Raw genomic sequence first — 16,060 nt, 5'->3', positions numbered from 1 at the left:
TCTTTTCCCACTGATTTCCACTTCCGGCAGGACCATGCAATGACGAACGAATTCACTCCATCCGACAAGCAGAACATGACGGCGATTGTCTGCCACGCACCGAAGGACTATCGCGTCGAACAGGTTGCGAGGCCGCGCGCGCGAGCGCACGAACTGGTGATCCGCATCGCCGCATGCGGAATCTGCGCGAGCGACTGCAAATGCCATTCGGGCGCGAAGATGTTCTGGGGCGGCCCGAGTCCGTGGGTCAAGGCACCGGTGATACCGGGGCACGAGTTCTTCGGCTACGTGCAGGAACTGGGCGAGGGCGCAGCCGAGCATTTCGGCGTGAAGGTCGGCGACCGTGTGATTGCCGAGCAGATCGTGCCGTGCGGCAAGTGCCGTTACTGCAAATCCGGTCAATACTGGATGTGCGAGGTGCACAACATCTTCGGCTTTCAGCGCGAAGTCGCGGACGGCGGCATGGCCGAGTACATGCGCATTCCGCCGACTGCGATCGTCCACAAGATTCCGGACGGCATCTCTCTCGAAGATGCTGCGATCATCGAACCGCTTGCGTGCGCGGTTCACACGGTCAATCGCGGCGAACTGCAACTGGACGACGTGGTCGTGATTGCAGGCGCCGGTCCGCTTGGTCTGATGATGACGCAGGTCGCGCACCTCAAAACGCCGAAGAAACTGGTGGTGATCGATCTGGTGGAAGAGCGGCTCGCGCTCGCCCGCGAGTACGGCGCGGACGTGACGATCAATCCCACGCAGGACGACGCGCTCGCCATCATTCGCTCGCTTACTGACGGCTACGGCTGCGACGTCTATATTGAAACGACCGGTGCGCCAATCGGCGTCAATCAGGGCATGGACCTGATTCGCAAACTGGGGCGCTTCGTCGAGTTCTCGGTGTTCGGCGCGGATACCACGCTGGACTGGTCCGTGATCGGCGACCGCAAGGAACTGGACGTGCGCGGCGCGCATCTCGGACCGTATTGCTATCCGATCGCGATTGATCTGCTCGCGCGCGGACTCGTGACGTCCAAGGGGATTGTCACACACGGCTTTTCGCTGGAAGAATGGGACGAGGCGATCAAGATTGCCAACTCGCTGGACTCGATCAAGGTGCTGATGAAGCCGCGCGCATGAGTTCGCGCCGCGCCCGCATCGGCGCCGCATAACAACGGAGACTGTATGGAATACGTCATCGGCGTGGACATCGGCACGCAGAGCACGAAGGCGCTGCTTGTCGATCGGCAGGGCGCCATCGTGGCGCAGCATGCGTCGAGCTATCAGCCTGATACGCCGAAGCCGCTATGGGCCGAGCAATGGCCGGCGGTGTGGTTCAAGGCCGTCACCGAATGCATTGCCGCATGCGTGCAGAAGGGGAAGCAGGCGGGCGTCGCGGCCGATTCCATCAAGGCCGTGTGCGTGAGTAGCCTCTACGGCGGTTCGGGCATTCCTGTCGATAGCGAGATGCGCCCGCTTCATCCGTGTCTGATATGGATGGACCGGCGCGCGACGGACCAGGTCGAATGGGTACGCGGCAACCTCGACCTCGACCGGCTTCACGCGATTACCGGCAACGGCGTGGACAGCTACTACGGCTACACGAAGATGCTGTGGCTGCGCGATCACGCGCCCGAGGTGTGGGCGCAAACGCGCTACTTCCTGCCGCCCAACGCGTATGTGATCTACATGCTGACCGGCGAGATTGCCGTGGATCACAGTTCCGCCGGCAACATCGGCGGTGTCTACGATATTGCGAAGCGCGACTGGTCGGACGAGGCGCTCGACATGCTCGGCATTCCCGCGACGATGATGCCCGAGCGTCTGTGCGAGTCGTCGGAAGTAGTGGGCGGTCTGCTTTCGCAGTGGACGGAGCAGCTTGGCCTCGCGGCCGGTACGGCAATCGTGGCGGGCGGCGTGGACGCGGCGGTGGCAACCTTTGCCGCGGGCGTAAGCCGCGCCGGTCAGCATGTCGCGATGATCGGCACGAGCATGTGCTGGGGCTACATCAACCAGAGCGTCGATGCACGGCACGGGTTGATCAGCATGCCTCACGTTTTCAACGGGCAACGCGACATCTATGTGTTCGGCGGCGCGATTACCGCAGGTGCATCGGTGACGTGGTATCGCGAGCAGTTCTGTCATGCGGAGATAGAAGCCGCACGCGCAACTCCGCATGGCGATCCGCATCGCCTGCTCGAAGAAAGCGCGGCAAAAGTGCAGGCGGGATCGGACGGTGTGATGTTTCTGCCGTATCTGATGGGCGAGCGCAGCCCCGTGTGGGACGCAAAAGCAAGCGGCGCATTCGTCGGCCTGAGCCTCTTTCATACGCGGGCGCATTTGTATCGCGCGGTGCTCGAAGGCGTGTCCTTTGCACTGAAGCACAACATCGAGGCGGGGCGCCAGGGCGCGCAGTCGCTGGAGGACAAGCTCATCGTGGTGGGCGGCGCCGCTCACTCGGACCTGTGGATGCAAATCATCGCCGACATAACGGGCTACCCGGTCTATACGATCGAGCAGGAAGTGGAAGCCGCGATGGGCGCCGCGTTGCTTGCCGCGCTGGGCGTGGGTCTTATTTCGCGCGAGGCCGCGCAAGGCGGATGGATCAGCCTCGTCGAGCGGGCGCAACCCGACGCCGCACGAATGGCGCTCTATGAAGAGCGGTTCGGCATCTACAAGGACCTGTATCCGGCTCTGAAGCCGGTCATGCATCGCTTGCAAACATCATGAATGCTACCTTCGATTTTTCCGGCCGCTCGATTCTCGTAACGGGGGCCTCCAGTGGAATAGGGCGCGCGACAGTTGAAATGCTGTGCGCGAGCGGCGCCAGCGTGGTGGCGGCGGCGCGCAATGTGAACGAGCTTGCTCGGCTTGCCGAGGAAACCGGCTGCGAGCCGTGGCAGCTCGACGTTAGCGACGAAGCCGCGATTGACGACGCGTTCAGCTCGCCAACCGCTTTCGACGGTCTGGTGAATTGCGCGGGCATTGCCTTGCTCGAGCGCGCAGTGGACACCACCGCCGCGAGCTTTGATCGCGTGATGGCGGTGAACGCGCGGGGCGCGGTGCTGGTCGCGAAGCATGTGGCGCGCGGGATGATCGAGGCCAAACGCGCCGGCAGCATCGTGAACGTGTCGAGCCAGGCGTCGCTCGTTGCGCTCGACGACCACCTGAGCTATTCGGCTTCGAAAGCAGCGCTCGACGCGCTCACCCGGTCTTTGTGTATCGAGCTTGGGCCGTTTGGAATCCGCGCCAACAGCGTCAATCCGACTGTCACCTTGACGCCTATGGCGGTGCAGGCATGGAGTGATCCTGCGAAGCGGGAGCCGGCATTGAAGGCGATTCCGTTGGGGCGGTTTGCCGAACCGGCCGAGGTGGCTTCCGTCGTGCTGTTCCTGTTGAGTGATGCGGCTTCTATGGTGAGCGGCGTGTGTTTGCCAGTCGATGGCGGGTTCCTCGTCAGGTGAGCCCGCCGCAGCACCGGCTACAGCACGGTCCTGACATGCCAGAGCTCGGGAAACAGAACCACGTCCAGCATCTTGCGCAAGTAGGGCGCCCCACTGGTCCCGCCGGTGCCCTGCTTGAAGCCGATAATCCTTTCGACAGTCGTCACGTGCCGGAAGCGCCATTGCCGGAAGGCGTCCTCGAGATCGACCAGTTCCTCGGCCATCTCGTACAACTCCCAATGCTGCGAAGGATTGCGATACACCTCGAGCCACGCCGCTTCGACGGAAGCGTCGTGTACCGTGGGCTGTGTCCAGTCGCGCTCGAGCCGCTCGGGCGCAATGGCAAACCCGCGGCGCGCCAGCAGTTTCACCACTTCGTCGTAGAACGACGGCGACTCGAGCGATGCCTTCACCTCGGCGAGCACATCTTCGCGATGCGAGTGCGGCTTTAGCATCCGGTCGTTCTTGTTGCCGAGCAAAAACTCGATCTGCCGATACTGATAAGACTGGAATCCCGACGAGCTGCCAAGATATGGCCGCATCGACGTGTATTCGGAAGGCGTCATGGTCGCGAGAACGTTCCATGCCTGCACGAGCTGCTCCATGATCCGCGAGACGCGCGCGAGCATCTTGAACGCTGGCGGCAGTTCGTCGCGATGCACCGCGTCGAGTGCGGCGCGCAACTCGTAGAGCGCGAGCTTCATCCACAATTCGCTCGTCTGATGCTGAATGATGAAGAGCATCTCGTTGTGATCGGGCGACAACGGGTGCTGCGCATTGAGCACCGTCCCGAGCGACAGATAGTCGCCGTAACTCATCGACTGCGAGAAGTCGAGTTGCGCGTCGTGCCAGCCATCGGTTGAAGAGCCCTTTTCCGCCGCTGTTGCCGTGTTGGCAGTAGCGGCGGAGGCGGCACGCCCATGACCGAACGGGCAACCCTGCGCGGCGCTTTCTTCCGGCAAGCCCGGCGTTTGCATGTGATCGTTCATTGTGGCTCCTCAGGTCACGGCGCCGCGGGCGGCAAATTCGGGGGCGCGCCAGGTCTCGCGCGCGAGCACGTCACGCAGGGTTTCGACGGCGTCCCACACATCGACAAAGCGCGTATAAAGCGGCGTGAAGCCAAAGCGCAACACATGCGGCTCGCGGTAATCGCCAATCACGCCACGCGCGATCAGCGCCTGCATCACCTCATAGCCATGCGGATGCTCGAAGCTCGCATGCGAGCCGCGCTGCGCATGCGCGCGCGGCGTGACCAGCTTGAGAGGAAACTCGCTGCAACGCGTTTCAACCAGTTCGATGAAAAGGTCCGTCAACGCGAGCGACTTGCGGCGAATCGCCTGCATGTCGGTTTGCAGGAAGACGTCGAGCCCGCATTCGACCAGCGCCATCGACACCATCGGCTGCGTGCCGCACAGATACCGCCCAACGCCTTCGTCCGGGCGATACGTCGGGTTCATTGCGAACGGCGCGGCATGTCCCCACCAGCCGGAAAGCGGCTGCGCGAAGTCGTTCTGATGACGCTTGGGCACCCACACGAAGCCGGGCGAGCCGGGGCCGCCGTTCAGATACTTGTACGTGCAGCCCACCGCATAGTCCGCGCCGACGCCGTTCAGATCCACCGGCACAGCGCCCGCCGAATGCGCCAGGTCCCACAGCGCAAGTGCTCCCTTGTCGTGCATCAGTTGCGTCAACGCAGCCATGTCGTGCATGTAGCCGGTGCGGTAGTTCACGTGCGTGATCATCGCGATCGCGGTGTCCTCGCCGATTGCCTCGGGCAGCTCGGACGGATCGTCGACAAGACGCAGTTCATAGCCGCGGTCGAGTTGCTCGATCAGCCCCTGCGCGATGTACAGATCCGACGGAAAGTTCGACCGCTCGGAAACGATCACGCGCCGCTTCGGGTCGCGCGCGTCGGCGAGCCGCAGAGCAGCGGACAGCACCTTGAACAGGTTGATCGAAATCGTATCGGTGACGACCACTTCGTTTTCCGCCGCGCCGATCAGCGGCGCGAGTTTGTTGCCGAGGCGGCGCGGCAGCGCGAACCAGCCGGCGGCGTTCCAGCTGCGGATCAGCCCTTCGCCCCATTCGGCGGCGATCACCGTCTGCGCGCGCTGCGCGGCGGCGGCCGGCGGCACGCCGAGCGAATTGCCGTCGAGGTAGATCGTGGTCGGCGACAGCGCGAACTGGTCGCGCAATGTCGCGAGCGGGTCGGCGCGGTCGAGCGCCAATGCTTCTTCGCGGTGATTCATAGGGGTCTCGTGGGTTCCCGGATTGTGGATCGAGGGGCTGCGGATTGTGGCTTACAGATCAGGCTTGCGCGGCGGATGCGAACAGAGTCAGTGCGCGTCGGGTAGCGCGCGCAGCACCGCGCGCACGGGGCTCGCGTCGAGCGTGGTCAGCTTGAGCGGCAGCGCGATCAGTTCGTAGTCTCCGGGCGCGACCTCGTCGAGCACGATGCCTTCGAGAATGGCCATGCCGTGCGCGCGAATGCGATGGTGCGCGTCCATCGTCTTCGACTCTTGCGGGTCGAGCGAGGGCGTGTCGATGCCGACCAGCTTCACGCCGTTCGCCGCGAGCAGGTCGATGGTTTCGGGAGCGACTGCGCAAAAGCCGCTGTCCCACACGGTGCTCGGCGCATTCCTGTAAGTGCGCAGTAAGACTCGCGGCGGCAGGCCGGCCAGCGAGTCGTGCAGATGTTGTGGCGTCACAACAGGCGACGCGCCGATGCAGTGAATTACACGGCATCGTCCGAGATACGTGTCGAGCGGTACGTGGCCGATCGCGGCGCCCGTTGCGTCGTAGTGCAAGGGCGCGTCGGCGTGAGCGCCAGTGTGCGGCGAAAGCGTGAGCCGTGCGACGTTGACGGGCGAGCCCGCCTCGATTTGCCAGACGCGCTCTATGCCGACCGGGGTGTCGCCAGGCCAGACGGGCGTCGCGGTATCTACGGCAGGGGTGATGTCCCAGAGAGTTTGCATATCCGCATTCAGGTGGATGTCTATAGGGAATGATAGGCGTAGAGCCGAGAAATGTGATTGCGAAAAAATCTCCTTCTGGGCCCGGTCTTGGAACATAATTTGAGACAAATGGGAAAGGGAGACCGAAAATGAACGCGATCTCGCTCGACGCCACCGATTGCCGCATCTTGACGGTGCTGCAGCAGGAAGGACGCATCAGCAATCTCGATCTTGCGGAGCGCATCTCGCTGTCGCCGTCGGCGTGTCTGCGCCGCTTGCGTCTGCTGGAAGAACAGGGTGTCATCGAGCACTATCGCGCGTGTCTGAACCGCGAAGTGCTGGGCTTTGAACTCGAGGCGTTCGTGCAGGTGTCGATGCGCAACGAACAGCAGAACTGGCACGAGCGCTTTGCCGAGGCGCTGCGCGATTGGCCGGAAGTGGTCGGCGCTTTTGTCGTAACGGGCGAGACGCATTATCTGCTGCGGGTTCTCGCGCACAACCTCAAGCACTACTCGGATTTCGTGCTGCAGCGTCTGTACAAGGCGCCAGGCGTGCTGGATATCCGTTCGAATATCGTGCTGCAGACGTTAAAGGAAGATTCGGGTGTGCCGGTCTCGCTGGTCACGCGCACCGGCACGCACGGCGCGCCGCACAACGACCGCTGAGGCACGCTCGCAACAGCCGGCCGCAACCGGCTCGCCTGCCGCTTTGCGACGCTTGCAGGCCGCGCCTCGGCCTATAGCGGCTCAAGTCCGTGGAACTGGCCGTTCTGAAAGACAAGCGGTCCAATCTCCGCGGCGTTCTCATGCACGCCGCAGCGCTCCACCTCACCGACAAAAATCACGTGATCGCCTTCTTCATACCGGCTGCGGTTATGGCATTCGAACCAGGCGAGCGCGCCGTCGAGCACCGGCATGCCGGTGTCGCCCGCCGCGTGCGAGACGCCTTCGAAGCGATCGCCTTTGAGCGTGGCAAAGCGCTTGCATAGATCGAGTTGCGACGCGGCCAGCACGTTGACAACGTAGTGACTGTTCGCACGAAACACCGACATGGACGCCGAGCGCGTGGCAAGACTCCACAGCACGAGCGGCGGATTGAGCGAAACCGAATTGAACGAACTTGCCGTGATGCCGATCAACTGCCCCGACGGCGCACGCGTTGTAATGACGGTGACGCCGGTGGCGAATTGGCTGAGCGCCTGCCGGAAGGCTGGCTGGTCGAAGTTGGGCGGGCTGGCTTGCTTCATTGCGCGTGAGCCGCCGGTACATGGCCGCTGGAAGCCGCGCTGAAGCTTTCGCGTGCACGGCGGGAAACAGATGATTCGAAAGTCATAGTGAAAATCGTCGATTTGTCCCAATTTTAACTGCAATCGCGGCACACCGGCCGCGACGCAACCGGCGCCGTGCAAAACCGGCTAAGCTGGAACGCTACGCCGATGGCATGGGCGTTGCGGCAAAGTCAATGCGGCATGGGCCGATCACGAGTTCGAAGGAGCGAGCAGCATGAGTCAGACAGGCGAAATCGCCACCTTGGGTGGCGGGTGTTTCTGGTGCCTCGAAGCGGTTTATCTGGGCGTCGACGGCGTCAACTCGGTGGAGTCGGGCTATGCGGGCGGTCATACGCAACATCCGACCTATGAACAGGTGTGCGACGGCGCAACGGGCCATGCCGAAGTGGTGAAGGTCGACTTCGACCCGTCGAAGATCAGCTATCGCGAGATTCTGGATATTTTCTTCGCGATCCACGATCCCACGCAGTTGAACCGGCAAGGTAACGATGTCGGCACGCAGTACCGCTCCGTCATCTTCACCCATTCCGACGCGCAGCGAGAGGCGGCTTTGCAGGCAATCCGCGAACTCGGCGAGCAGAATATCTATGACGGGCAGATCGTCACGCAGGTGTTGCCGCTCGACGGCAATTACTGGCCTGCGGAAGCCTATCATCAGAACTATTTCGCGCAGCACCCGGAACAGGGGTACTGCTCGTTCGTGGTGGCACCGAAGGTAGCCAAGTTCCGCCAGAAGTTCGCTCACCGGATCAAGGCAGGCTGACGCGGCAGGGTGGGGCGTGCGATGGCGCCCCCCGATATGCGTGCCGGTCGGTTGATGAACGTGCGGAGCGCGGCAGGCGGTGGATCGGGGCATGCCGCGCTCAGTCGTCATGCTGGGGGGTGTGGCTCCTGTCCGCTCTCTGGCGCCTGCTCGTTCTCCGGCGCCTGCCCGCTCTCTGGCGCTTGCTCGTTCTCCGGCGCCTGCCCGCGCTCCGGCTCCCGCCCCTGCGTAAGCCGTACACACGCCTCGACAATCTCCCGCGCCAACTCGATACAGCTAAGCGGCGCCGAGCCTTCCGCCTTGTTGTTCACGGCGATCACCACCGGCTGCCCGGCAAGCGCATAGCGCGCGGCCAGTTCCGCGAGCGACGCGCGCGTGGCCGGGTCCTGATCGACGAGCTTGTCGAATGGCTCGTACTTCGCCTTCGCCTGCTCGTATTTGAAGCCGCCATGCAGGCTCCAGCGCACGATGAGCGGACCGGCCGGCTCGCCGTCCAGCAGCGCGAGGGCCGCGGCCTGCCGCAGCGGATCCGGCATGCGCGCATGAATGCCCACGCAATAGCGCACACCCGCTGCTTTCAGCGTACGAATGAAGCGCGGCGTCAGAAGACTCGCATCGCGGATTTCAATTGCATAACAGGTGCCTTCTGGAAGCTTCGGCAAGTCTGTCAGGAACGCGGCCAGCCGTTCGAGGAACGCCGCTGGCTGCGCGAGCATCTGGTCGGGCAGGGGCGGAAGCTGAAACACCAGCGCGCCGGCCTTCGCACCCAGCCCTTCGAGGCAGGGCGTCACAAAGTCGTCGATCGCCATTTGCGCGTTCAGAAAGCACGGATTCAGCGACACCGGCTCGCCGCGTTCGGCACGCACCGTGGCGTCGGTAATGGTCATCGGCGCTTTGACGATGAAGCGGAAATCGTCGGGCACCTGCTGCGCGTAGCGCAGGTAGTCGGTGACGGTGAGCGCCTGGTAGAACGAGCGGTCTATGCTGACCGTCTTCAGCAGAGGATGCGCGCCGTAGGCCGTGAGGCCGTCGCGCGAAAGTTTGCTGTTGCTGTATTCGTCACCGTAGACAATGCCGTTCCAGCCGGGAAACGACCAGGTGGATGTACCAAGGTGGACTTGCGGCGGCAGTTGCGCGGCGAGCGCGAGCATGTCCTGCGAGGGCGGGGCGGCGAGAATTTCGCGGGCTCGGCGCTTTTTGGGGGCATCGGTAGGGGGCTGTTGCGCAGCGGCGGGCGCCGCTTGCACCGGCAAGCCGAACAGGTCGAACTGTACCGCTTCGCCCTGTGTCTGTTCGCCTTGCGCCTGTTCTTCCAATCCGCCCGGCGCGCCGGGCGCCCCTTCGAGTTCGCTTGTCCCGCGTTGGTCCATCGAGATTCGACCTGCTGTTCAGTGGTGCACGCCGCGGCGGCACGCTTTCGTACGGCGCCGCGGCGCTTTCGTCACAGCGGTTTCTCGTACATGTAGCGGCGCGACCATGGCAGGGTTTTCGCGCTGCGGCCGGCCTTGCGGCATACGACCTGATAGATGGAGACGTCGTCGTTCTCGAATGCATACGCGCAGCCGGCCAGGTACACGCGCCAGATGCGGAATTTTTCGTCGTCGACGAGCTTGCGCGCTTCTTCCGCGTGCGCCTCGAAGTTCTCCGCCCAGATGTCGAGCGTGTGCGCATAGTGACGGCGCAGGCTTTCCACGTCAACCGCTTCAAGACCGCCGCGCTGCATCGACTCCAGCGCCAGGCTGATATGCGGCAGCTCGCCGTCCGGAAACACGTAGCGATCGATGAACTCGCCGCCGCCAAGCGCCGTCTCGCCGCTGTCCGAGTCGCTCGACGTGATGCCGTGATTCATCGCGATGCCGTCGTCGGCAAGCAGGTCGTGTATTTTCCGGAAGTAGCCCGGCAGGTTCTTGCGGCCCACGTGCTCGAACATGCCCACGCTCGTGATCCGGTCGAATTGGCCCTGGACGTCGCGGTAGTCCTGCAGGCGAATCTCGATTTGGTTCTCGAGTCCCGCGGCTTTCACGCGCGCGGTGGCGAGGTCGAACTGGTTTTGCGAAAGCGTCACGCCCACGCATTGCGCGCCGAATTTCTGCGCCGCGCGCAGCACGAGCGCCCCCCAGCCGCAGCCGATGTCGAGCAGGCGCTGCCCCGGCTGCACCTGAATCTTCGTGAGGATGTGGTCGATTTTCTTCAGCTGCGCGGTGGCCAGATCTTCGTCGCCGTTCTCGAAGTAGGCGCACGAGTACACCATGTTCTCGTCGAGCCAGAGCTTGTAGAACTCGTTCGAGACGTCGTAGTGATACTGGATCGCCTTCTTGTCCGACGCTTTCGAATGCTGGAAATAGCGCCGCACGCGCGCGAGCTTTCCGGCACTGTTGACCGTATTGCGCGCGAGCTGATAGCCCACGTTGATGATGTCCGAGAGCTTGCCCTCGATGTCGATCTTGCCCTTGACGTACGCCTCGCCGAGGTTGTCGAGGCTCGGTTCGAGCAGATAAGGCAAGGCCGTCGCACTCTTCACATGCAGCGTGACCTGGGGCGCGGCGAACCGCCCGAAGTCGTGCTGCTGGCCGTCCCACAGCACGAGACGCGCCGGCAGGTCAGCCTTCGTTTTTACTTCTTCCACCCACTGCGCCAGCTTTTTCTCCCAGAACATGCGATTTCTCCGTGTCCGTTGAATTAAAGCGAAGCTTGTGTCGATCGCAATGCGCTCCGGCCCGACTCCCATGCCGTGCGGTGCGATCTTCGCCGCGCGCCGCTGCATGGGCAGCGCGCTGACGATGTTGTTGGTTCAGATTCAGGGCGACAGACGGGCGATATGCCAGTCGCTGGTTTCGCTCGAACGCGTGTAAAGCAGACGGTCGTGCAGACGCGACGGCCGGCCCTGCCAGAATTCAATTGCTTCGGGCACCAAACGATACCCGCCCCAATGCGGAGGACGCGGCGGTTCATCTCCGTATTGGAGGCGCATTTCGCGTTCGCGCGTTTCGAGCTGCGAACGGCTTTCAATCACCTGACTCTGGTTCGACGCCCACGCGCCGATACGCGAGCCAGGCGGCCGCGACGCGAAATAGGCGTCGCTTTCTTCTGCGCTCGTTTTGGCGACGCGCCCCTCGATGCGCACCTGGCGCTCGAGTTCGATCCAGTAGAACAGCAGGCTCGCGTAAGGATTCGCGGCGAGCTCGCGGCCCTTGCGGCTTTCGTAATTGGTGAAGAACACGAAGCCGCGTTCGTCGACGCCTTTGATCAGGACGATGCGCGCCGAAGGCCGGCCGCGCGAGTCCACGGTGGCGAGCGTCATGGTATTCGGCTCAGGCAGTTTCGCTTCGACAGCCTGTTGAAACCAGACGTCGAATTGCCGGAACGGGTCGCGGTCCACGTCGCCGATGTCCAGAGAACCCAGCGAATAATTTTTTCGAAGCTCGGCGAGTGAGGTCATGTTCTTATGCGAACGCTACAGTCAGGGCAGTATAGCTAAGGCGCCATTTTTTTGCGCGCAGCCAGATCAAGCGCGAGGCCCGCTGCGCCCGCTTCGCGCTCAATGTCCCGGTTATTCGCGGGGACATTGCTGCGGCAATGCGGATCGATGCGTTCAGGCAAAATACGGGCTGCGTGCTTTACGTGCGCCTTTCGTTTTCTGCCTGTTCAACGAGTCCATCATGTCGACCACCGCGCATTCCGATCTTACTACCAGCCTCGACGGGAATGAAACCGCCGACCGCGCGCGGCGCTTCGGCGGCATTGCGCGTCTGTACGGCGCGCCGGCACTCGCGGCTTTCGAGGGGGCGCATGTCGCGGTGATCGGCATTGGCGGAGTCGGCTCGTGGGTGGCCGAAGCGCTCGCGCGCAGCGCCGTCGGCACGCTCACGCTGATCGATCTCGACAACGTTGCCGAAAGCAACACGAACCGGCAGATTCACGCGCTCGACGGCAACTACGGGAAACCGAAGGTCGAAGCAATGGCCGAGCGCATCGCGGCGATCAATCCGTTTTGCCACGTGCGCCTCGTCGAAGACTTCGTCGAGCCCGACAATTTTGCGGCGACGCTCGGTGGCGGCTTCGATTACGTGATCGATGCGATCGACAGCGTGCGCACCAAAACTGCGCTGATCGCGTGGTGCGTCGAGCGCAGGCAGCCGTTGATCACGATTGGCGGGGCAGGCGGACAACTTGACCCGACGCGTATTCGCATCGACGATCTGGCGTTGACGATTCAGGACCCGCTGCTCTCCAAAGTGCGCGGGCAATTGCGCAAGCAGCACGGTTTTCCGCGCGGACCAAAAGCAAAGTTCAAGGTGAGCGCCGTGTATTCGGACGAGCCGCTCATCTATCCGGAGGCCGCCGTTTGCGACATGGACGAACAGGCGGAGCACGTCAGCACTTCGCCGGGACATACGGGGCCGGTGGGCCTGAACTGCGCGGGCTTTGGGTCGAGCGTATGCGTCACCGCGAGTTTTGGTTTCGCCGCGGCCGCGCATGTGTTGCGGGCGCTCGCGAGACAGGCAGCGTAGCGCCTGTCTGGCTGTCGACCTGAGGCGCGATAACCACAGGCACGGCGGCGCGTGGCAGGGCGCCGTGGCATGCATGCTGTACGTTGCAGCGCCGCGCAGCGCGCCGTGCCACCCGTGCGGTGTGCTGCGCCACGCAGCGCCGTGCGCGACTGCTACATCGCCTAGTTCAGCGCGGCGCTCAGCTTGCGCCGCCATTGCGCAACCAGCTCCGGCTGATGCGCGGCCAGATCGAACACCGAGAGCATCGTCTTGCGGCCGATGTCGTCGCGGAACGTGCGGTCCGTTTGCACGATCACAAGCAGATGTTCGAGCGCCTCCGCATATTTGCGCCGCGCAATGAATGCACTCGCCAGATCGAAGCGCGCTTCCAGATCCTCCGGGTGACTCGCGACGCGCGCTTCCAGCGCGTCGGTCGGCGGCAGGTCAGCGGCGGCGTCCACGGCGTCGAGGCGCGTTTTGATCGCGTTAAAGCGCGCGTCGATGCCCTGCGTCGTTTTCGGCGACAGCAGATCCACTTCGTTGCGTGCTTCGTCGATCCGGTTGTCGTCGAGCAGCATCTCGATGCGGTCGAGGCGCGCCTCGTCGAAGCCAGGGTCGATTGCGAGCGCGGCCTGCAACGCCTCGTAAGCCTCGTCGCGGCGGCCCTCGGCAAGCGCGGCTTGCGCCTCGATGCGCGCGGCGTCCGCGCCTTGCGGCACGAGCCGCTCGATAAACTCGCGCAGTTGTCCTTCAGGCAGCACGCCGACGAACTGGTCGACCGGCCGCCCGTCCGCGAACGCCATGACGTGCGGAATGCTGCGCACCTGGAAGTGCGCGGCGAGCTCCTGGTTCTCGTCCACATTCACCTTGACGAGCTTCCATTTGCCGCCGGCTTCGGCCTCGAGCTTTTCCAGCATCGGGCCGAGCGTTTTGCAGGGGCCGCACCACGGCGCCCAGAAATCGACCAGCACAGGGGCCAGTGTCGACGCCGCGATGACGTCCTTTTCAAATGTGGCCAGAGTGGTGTCCATTGCATCCTCGTCGATAAAACGGTTGGTCGTTTAGGTGGGGCCGAACTGCGCGGATTCAATGCGCGCCATGACGATGGCATGGGTTTCCGTCATCCCGTGTCGTCAATGCTTGCCGTCATGTCCTGACGCGATGGCCTGCCGTCATTTCTTTTGCGGCAGCGCGATCCATTCGGTTTCGCCCGGCACCTTGCCCATTTCCTGATTCGTCCACGCGAGCTTCGCAGCTTCGATCTTCTCGCGCGAACTTGCGACAAAATTCCATTCGATAAACCGCTCGCCGTCGAGCCTTTCGCCGCCCAGCACCATCACTCGCGCGCCGTGCGTGCTTGCCAGCGTGACGGTTTCGTCGAGCGCGAGCACGGCCATCTGGCCGACTTCCAGCGGCGTGCCGTCGATTTCCAGATCGCCTTCCACCAGATACACGCCGCGCTCCTCGTGCTCCGGTTCGAGCGCGAAGGCGCTCCCCGGCGCGAACTCGGCCGCCACATACAGCGTGCCCGAAAATGTGCGGACCGGCGAGCTCTCGCCGAAGGCCGTGCCCGCGATCACGCGCAGCGTGACGCCGTTGCGCTCCACTACCGGCAGCGTGTGTGCCGCGTGATGCGCGAAGGACGGCTCGACTTCTTCGTCGTCGAGCGGCAGCGCAACCCACGTCTGAATGCCGTGGATCGTCTGGCCTTTTGCGCGATCTTCGGCGGGCGTGCGCTCCGAATGCACGATGCCGCGTCCGGCAGTCATCCAGTTGACGTCGCCTGGGACGATTTTCTGCTCCGAGCCGAGACTGTCGCGATGCATGATCGCGCCTTCGAACAGAAACGTCACGGTGGCGAGGCCGATATGCGGATGCGGACGCACGTCGAGACCGACGCCGGGCTCGAGCGTGGCCGGGCCCATGTGGTCGAAGAAAATGAAAGGGCCGATCAGGCGCGCGGCCATGGCCGGCAGCACACGCCGCACAGTCAGACTGCCGACATCGCGCAGATGCGGTTTGAGAACTGCCTTGATCGAAGAGGACATGAGCGGGCTCGGCGAAAAAAGAGAAGGGCACGGAAGAACAGGCTTAAGCAACGATTCTACTGCGGAGGCCGAAACGGCGACTTTTCACGCACCCGCATTCCGCGAAGCCGTAGGACGGGCGGGCACGTGCCGCGCCGCTCTCCGCTAAACTGACGGGTTCGATACTCTATTGGAGACCGGGATGTCGCCCAGGGATCTGCTGCTCGCGCTGGTCGTCGTGATCGCGTGGGGCGTCAATTTCGTTGTCATCAAGGTGGGTTTGCATGGCGTGCCGCCGATGTTGCTCGGCGCGCTGCGCTTCACGCTTGCCGCGCTGCCGGCGGTGTTCTTCGTCAGGCGCCCGCAGTTGCCGTGGCGCTGGCTTCTCGCCTACGGCCTGACTATTTCGCTCGGACAGTTCGCGTTTCTGTTCTCCGCGATGTATGTCGGCATGCCGGCGGGACTCGCTTCGCTCGTGTTGCAGGCGCAGGCTTTCTTCACGCTGATCTTCGCCGCGTTGTTTCTGCATGAGCGCTTTCGTTTGCCGAACGTGGTCGGACTGCTGATTGCGGCCGCCGGGCTCGCGGTGATCGGCATGCAGGGCGGTCATGCAATGACGCTCGCCGGCTTCGTGCTCACGCTGTGTGCCGCGTGCTCGTGGGCGCTCGGCAATATCGTCACGAAGAAAGTCGGCAAAGTGGATCTGGTCGGCCTGGTGGTGTGGGGCAGTCTGATTCCGCCCGTGCCGTTCTTTGCTTTGTCTTATGCACTTGAGGGACCGCAGCGGATCACCGCGGCGCTGTCCGGCATTAGCGCGATGTCGATTTTCGCGATCGTCTATCTGGCATTTATCGCCACGCTGCTCGGCTACGGTTTGTGGAGCCGGCTGCTGTCGCGCTATCCGGCGAGCCAGGTGGCGCCGTTTTCGCTGCTGGTGCCGATTGTGGGCCTCGCCTCGGCATCCGTGTTTCTCGGCGAACGGCTCTCCGCTGCGCAGATTGCGGGCGCGCTGCTCGTCATGGCTGGGCTTGCGGTGAACGTGTTCGGCGGCTGGGTCGTGCAGCGGCTGTCGCCGGCGCGCTGAAGCGGCCGGCGCAC

The 16,060-nt window shown here is 63.5% G+C and carries 16 protein-coding genes; 7 read left to right on the top strand and 9 right to left on the bottom strand.

The window, feature by feature from the left end:
* Positions 1–39 precede the first annotated feature (39 nt).
* Genes F757_RS0117090 through F757_RS0117080 form a run of 3 tightly spaced genes read left to right on the top strand, consistent with a single transcriptional unit; the run spans position 40 to position 3,461 of the window.
* Positions 40–1,137 carry an alcohol dehydrogenase catalytic domain-containing protein gene (locus tag F757_RS0117090; protein WP_027212452.1) on the top strand — a complete coding sequence of 366 codons (1,098 nt, stop codon included), beginning with the start codon at positions 40–42 and terminating at the stop codon, positions 1,135–1,137.
* Positions 1,138–1,182: 45 nt separating this feature from the next.
* Positions 1,183–2,727, top strand: a complete 1,545-nt coding sequence (locus F757_RS0117085) for an FGGY-family carbohydrate kinase (protein ID WP_027212451.1) — start codon at positions 1,183–1,185, stop codon at positions 2,725–2,727.
* Positions 2,724–3,461, top strand: a complete 738-nt coding sequence (locus tag F757_RS0117080) for an SDR family oxidoreductase (RefSeq protein ID WP_027212450.1) — start codon at positions 2,724–2,726, stop codon at positions 3,459–3,461. Before F757_RS0117085 ends, F757_RS0117080 begins: the two co-directional genes overlap by 4 nt.
* 17 nt (positions 3,462–3,478) lie before the next feature.
* On the opposite strand, the gene kynA is transcribed toward F757_RS0117080, so the two are convergent.
* The 3 genes from kynA to kynB form a co-directional block, all read right to left on the bottom strand.
* Positions 3,479–4,429, bottom strand: coding sequence for a tryptophan 2,3-dioxygenase (gene kynA / locus F757_RS0117075; protein WP_027212449.1), 951 nt, complete (start codon positions 4,427–4,429; stop codon positions 3,479–3,481).
* Positions 4,430–4,438: 9 nt separating this feature from the next.
* The gene (gene kynU / locus F757_RS0117070; protein ID WP_027212448.1) at positions 4,439–5,689 is read right to left on the bottom strand and encodes a kynureninase; all 1,251 of its coding nucleotides are present in this window, start codon (positions 5,687–5,689) and stop codon (positions 4,439–4,441) included.
* Between the two features lie 87 nt (positions 5,690–5,776).
* Entirely contained in the window at positions 5,777–6,415 is a 639-nt protein-coding gene (gene kynB / locus F757_RS0117065) for an arylformamidase (RefSeq protein ID WP_027212447.1), read from the bottom strand.
* Between the two features lie 128 nt (positions 6,416–6,543).
* Here kynB and F757_RS0117060 point away from each other — a divergent pair, with 128 nt between their 5' ends.
* The gene (locus tag F757_RS0117060) at positions 6,544–7,059 is read left to right on the top strand and encodes an Lrp/AsnC family transcriptional regulator (protein WP_013340345.1); all 516 of its coding nucleotides are present in this window, start codon (positions 6,544–6,546) and stop codon (positions 7,057–7,059) included.
* A gap of 71 nt (positions 7,060–7,130) precedes the next feature.
* On the opposite strand, the gene F757_RS0117055 is transcribed toward F757_RS0117060, so the two are convergent.
* Positions 7,131–7,640: a flavin reductase family protein gene (locus F757_RS0117055; protein ID WP_027212446.1), complete on the bottom strand. Its 510-nt coding sequence runs from the start codon at positions 7,638–7,640 to the stop codon at positions 7,131–7,133.
* A 256-nt stretch (positions 7,641–7,896) separates the two neighbouring features.
* Here F757_RS0117055 and msrA point away from each other — a divergent pair, with 256 nt between their 5' ends.
* Positions 7,897–8,445 (top strand): peptide-methionine (S)-S-oxide reductase MsrA, encoded by a 549-nt coding sequence (msrA, locus tag F757_RS0117050; protein ID WP_027212445.1) that lies wholly within the window; start codon positions 7,897–7,899, stop codon positions 8,443–8,445.
* Positions 8,446–8,552: 107 nt separating this feature from the next.
* Here msrA and F757_RS0117045 read toward each other — a convergent pair whose 3' ends face one another.
* The 3 genes from F757_RS0117045 to pdxH form a co-directional block, all read right to left on the bottom strand.
* Complete coding sequence (locus F757_RS0117045; RefSeq protein ID WP_027212444.1) at positions 8,553–9,815, bottom strand: DUF72 domain-containing protein; 1,263 nt, start codon at positions 9,813–9,815, stop codon at positions 8,553–8,555.
* 71 nt (positions 9,816–9,886) lie between these two features.
* Positions 9,887–11,101, bottom strand: a complete 1,215-nt coding sequence (locus F757_RS0117040; protein WP_027212443.1) for an SAM-dependent methyltransferase — start codon at positions 11,099–11,101, stop codon at positions 9,887–9,889.
* A gap of 141 nt (positions 11,102–11,242) precedes the next feature.
* Positions 11,243–11,884 (bottom strand): pyridoxamine 5'-phosphate oxidase, encoded by a 642-nt coding sequence (gene pdxH / locus F757_RS0117035; RefSeq protein ID WP_027212442.1) that lies wholly within the window; start codon positions 11,882–11,884, stop codon positions 11,243–11,245.
* Positions 11,885–12,104: 220 nt separating this feature from the next.
* Here pdxH and tcdA point away from each other — a divergent pair, with 220 nt between their 5' ends.
* A complete protein-coding gene (gene tcdA, locus F757_RS0117025; RefSeq protein WP_027212441.1) occupies positions 12,105–12,956 on the top strand; it encodes a tRNA cyclic N6-threonylcarbamoyladenosine(37) synthase TcdA in 852 nt (283 codons plus the stop codon).
* 161 nt (positions 12,957–13,117) lie between these two features.
* On the opposite strand, the gene trxA is transcribed toward tcdA, so the two are convergent.
* Together trxA and F757_RS0117015 are read right to left on the bottom strand one after the other, a co-directional pair.
* On the bottom strand, positions 13,118–13,966 hold the full coding sequence (trxA, locus tag F757_RS0117020; RefSeq protein WP_027212440.1) for a thioredoxin: 849 nt from the start codon (positions 13,964–13,966) through the stop codon (positions 13,118–13,120).
* A 141-nt stretch (positions 13,967–14,107) separates the two neighbouring features.
* On the bottom strand, positions 14,108–14,983 hold the full coding sequence (locus tag F757_RS0117015) for a pirin family protein (RefSeq protein ID WP_027212439.1): 876 nt from the start codon (positions 14,981–14,983) through the stop codon (positions 14,108–14,110).
* 181 nt (positions 14,984–15,164) lie between these two features.
* Here F757_RS0117015 and F757_RS0117010 point away from each other — a divergent pair, with 181 nt between their 5' ends.
* Positions 15,165–16,046 carry an EamA family transporter gene (locus F757_RS0117010; protein ID WP_027212438.1) on the top strand — a complete coding sequence of 294 codons (882 nt, stop codon included), beginning with the start codon at positions 15,165–15,167 and terminating at the stop codon, positions 16,044–16,046.
* Positions 16,047–16,060 lie beyond the last annotated feature (14 nt).

Source organism: Burkholderia sp. WSM2232, from assembly GCF_000472545.1.
Taxonomy (GTDB): domain Bacteria; phylum Pseudomonadota; class Gammaproteobacteria; order Burkholderiales; family Burkholderiaceae; genus Paraburkholderia.
The sequence above is the reverse complement of the archived record's forward strand: the minus strand, read 5'-3'. Positions and strand labels throughout refer to the sequence as shown.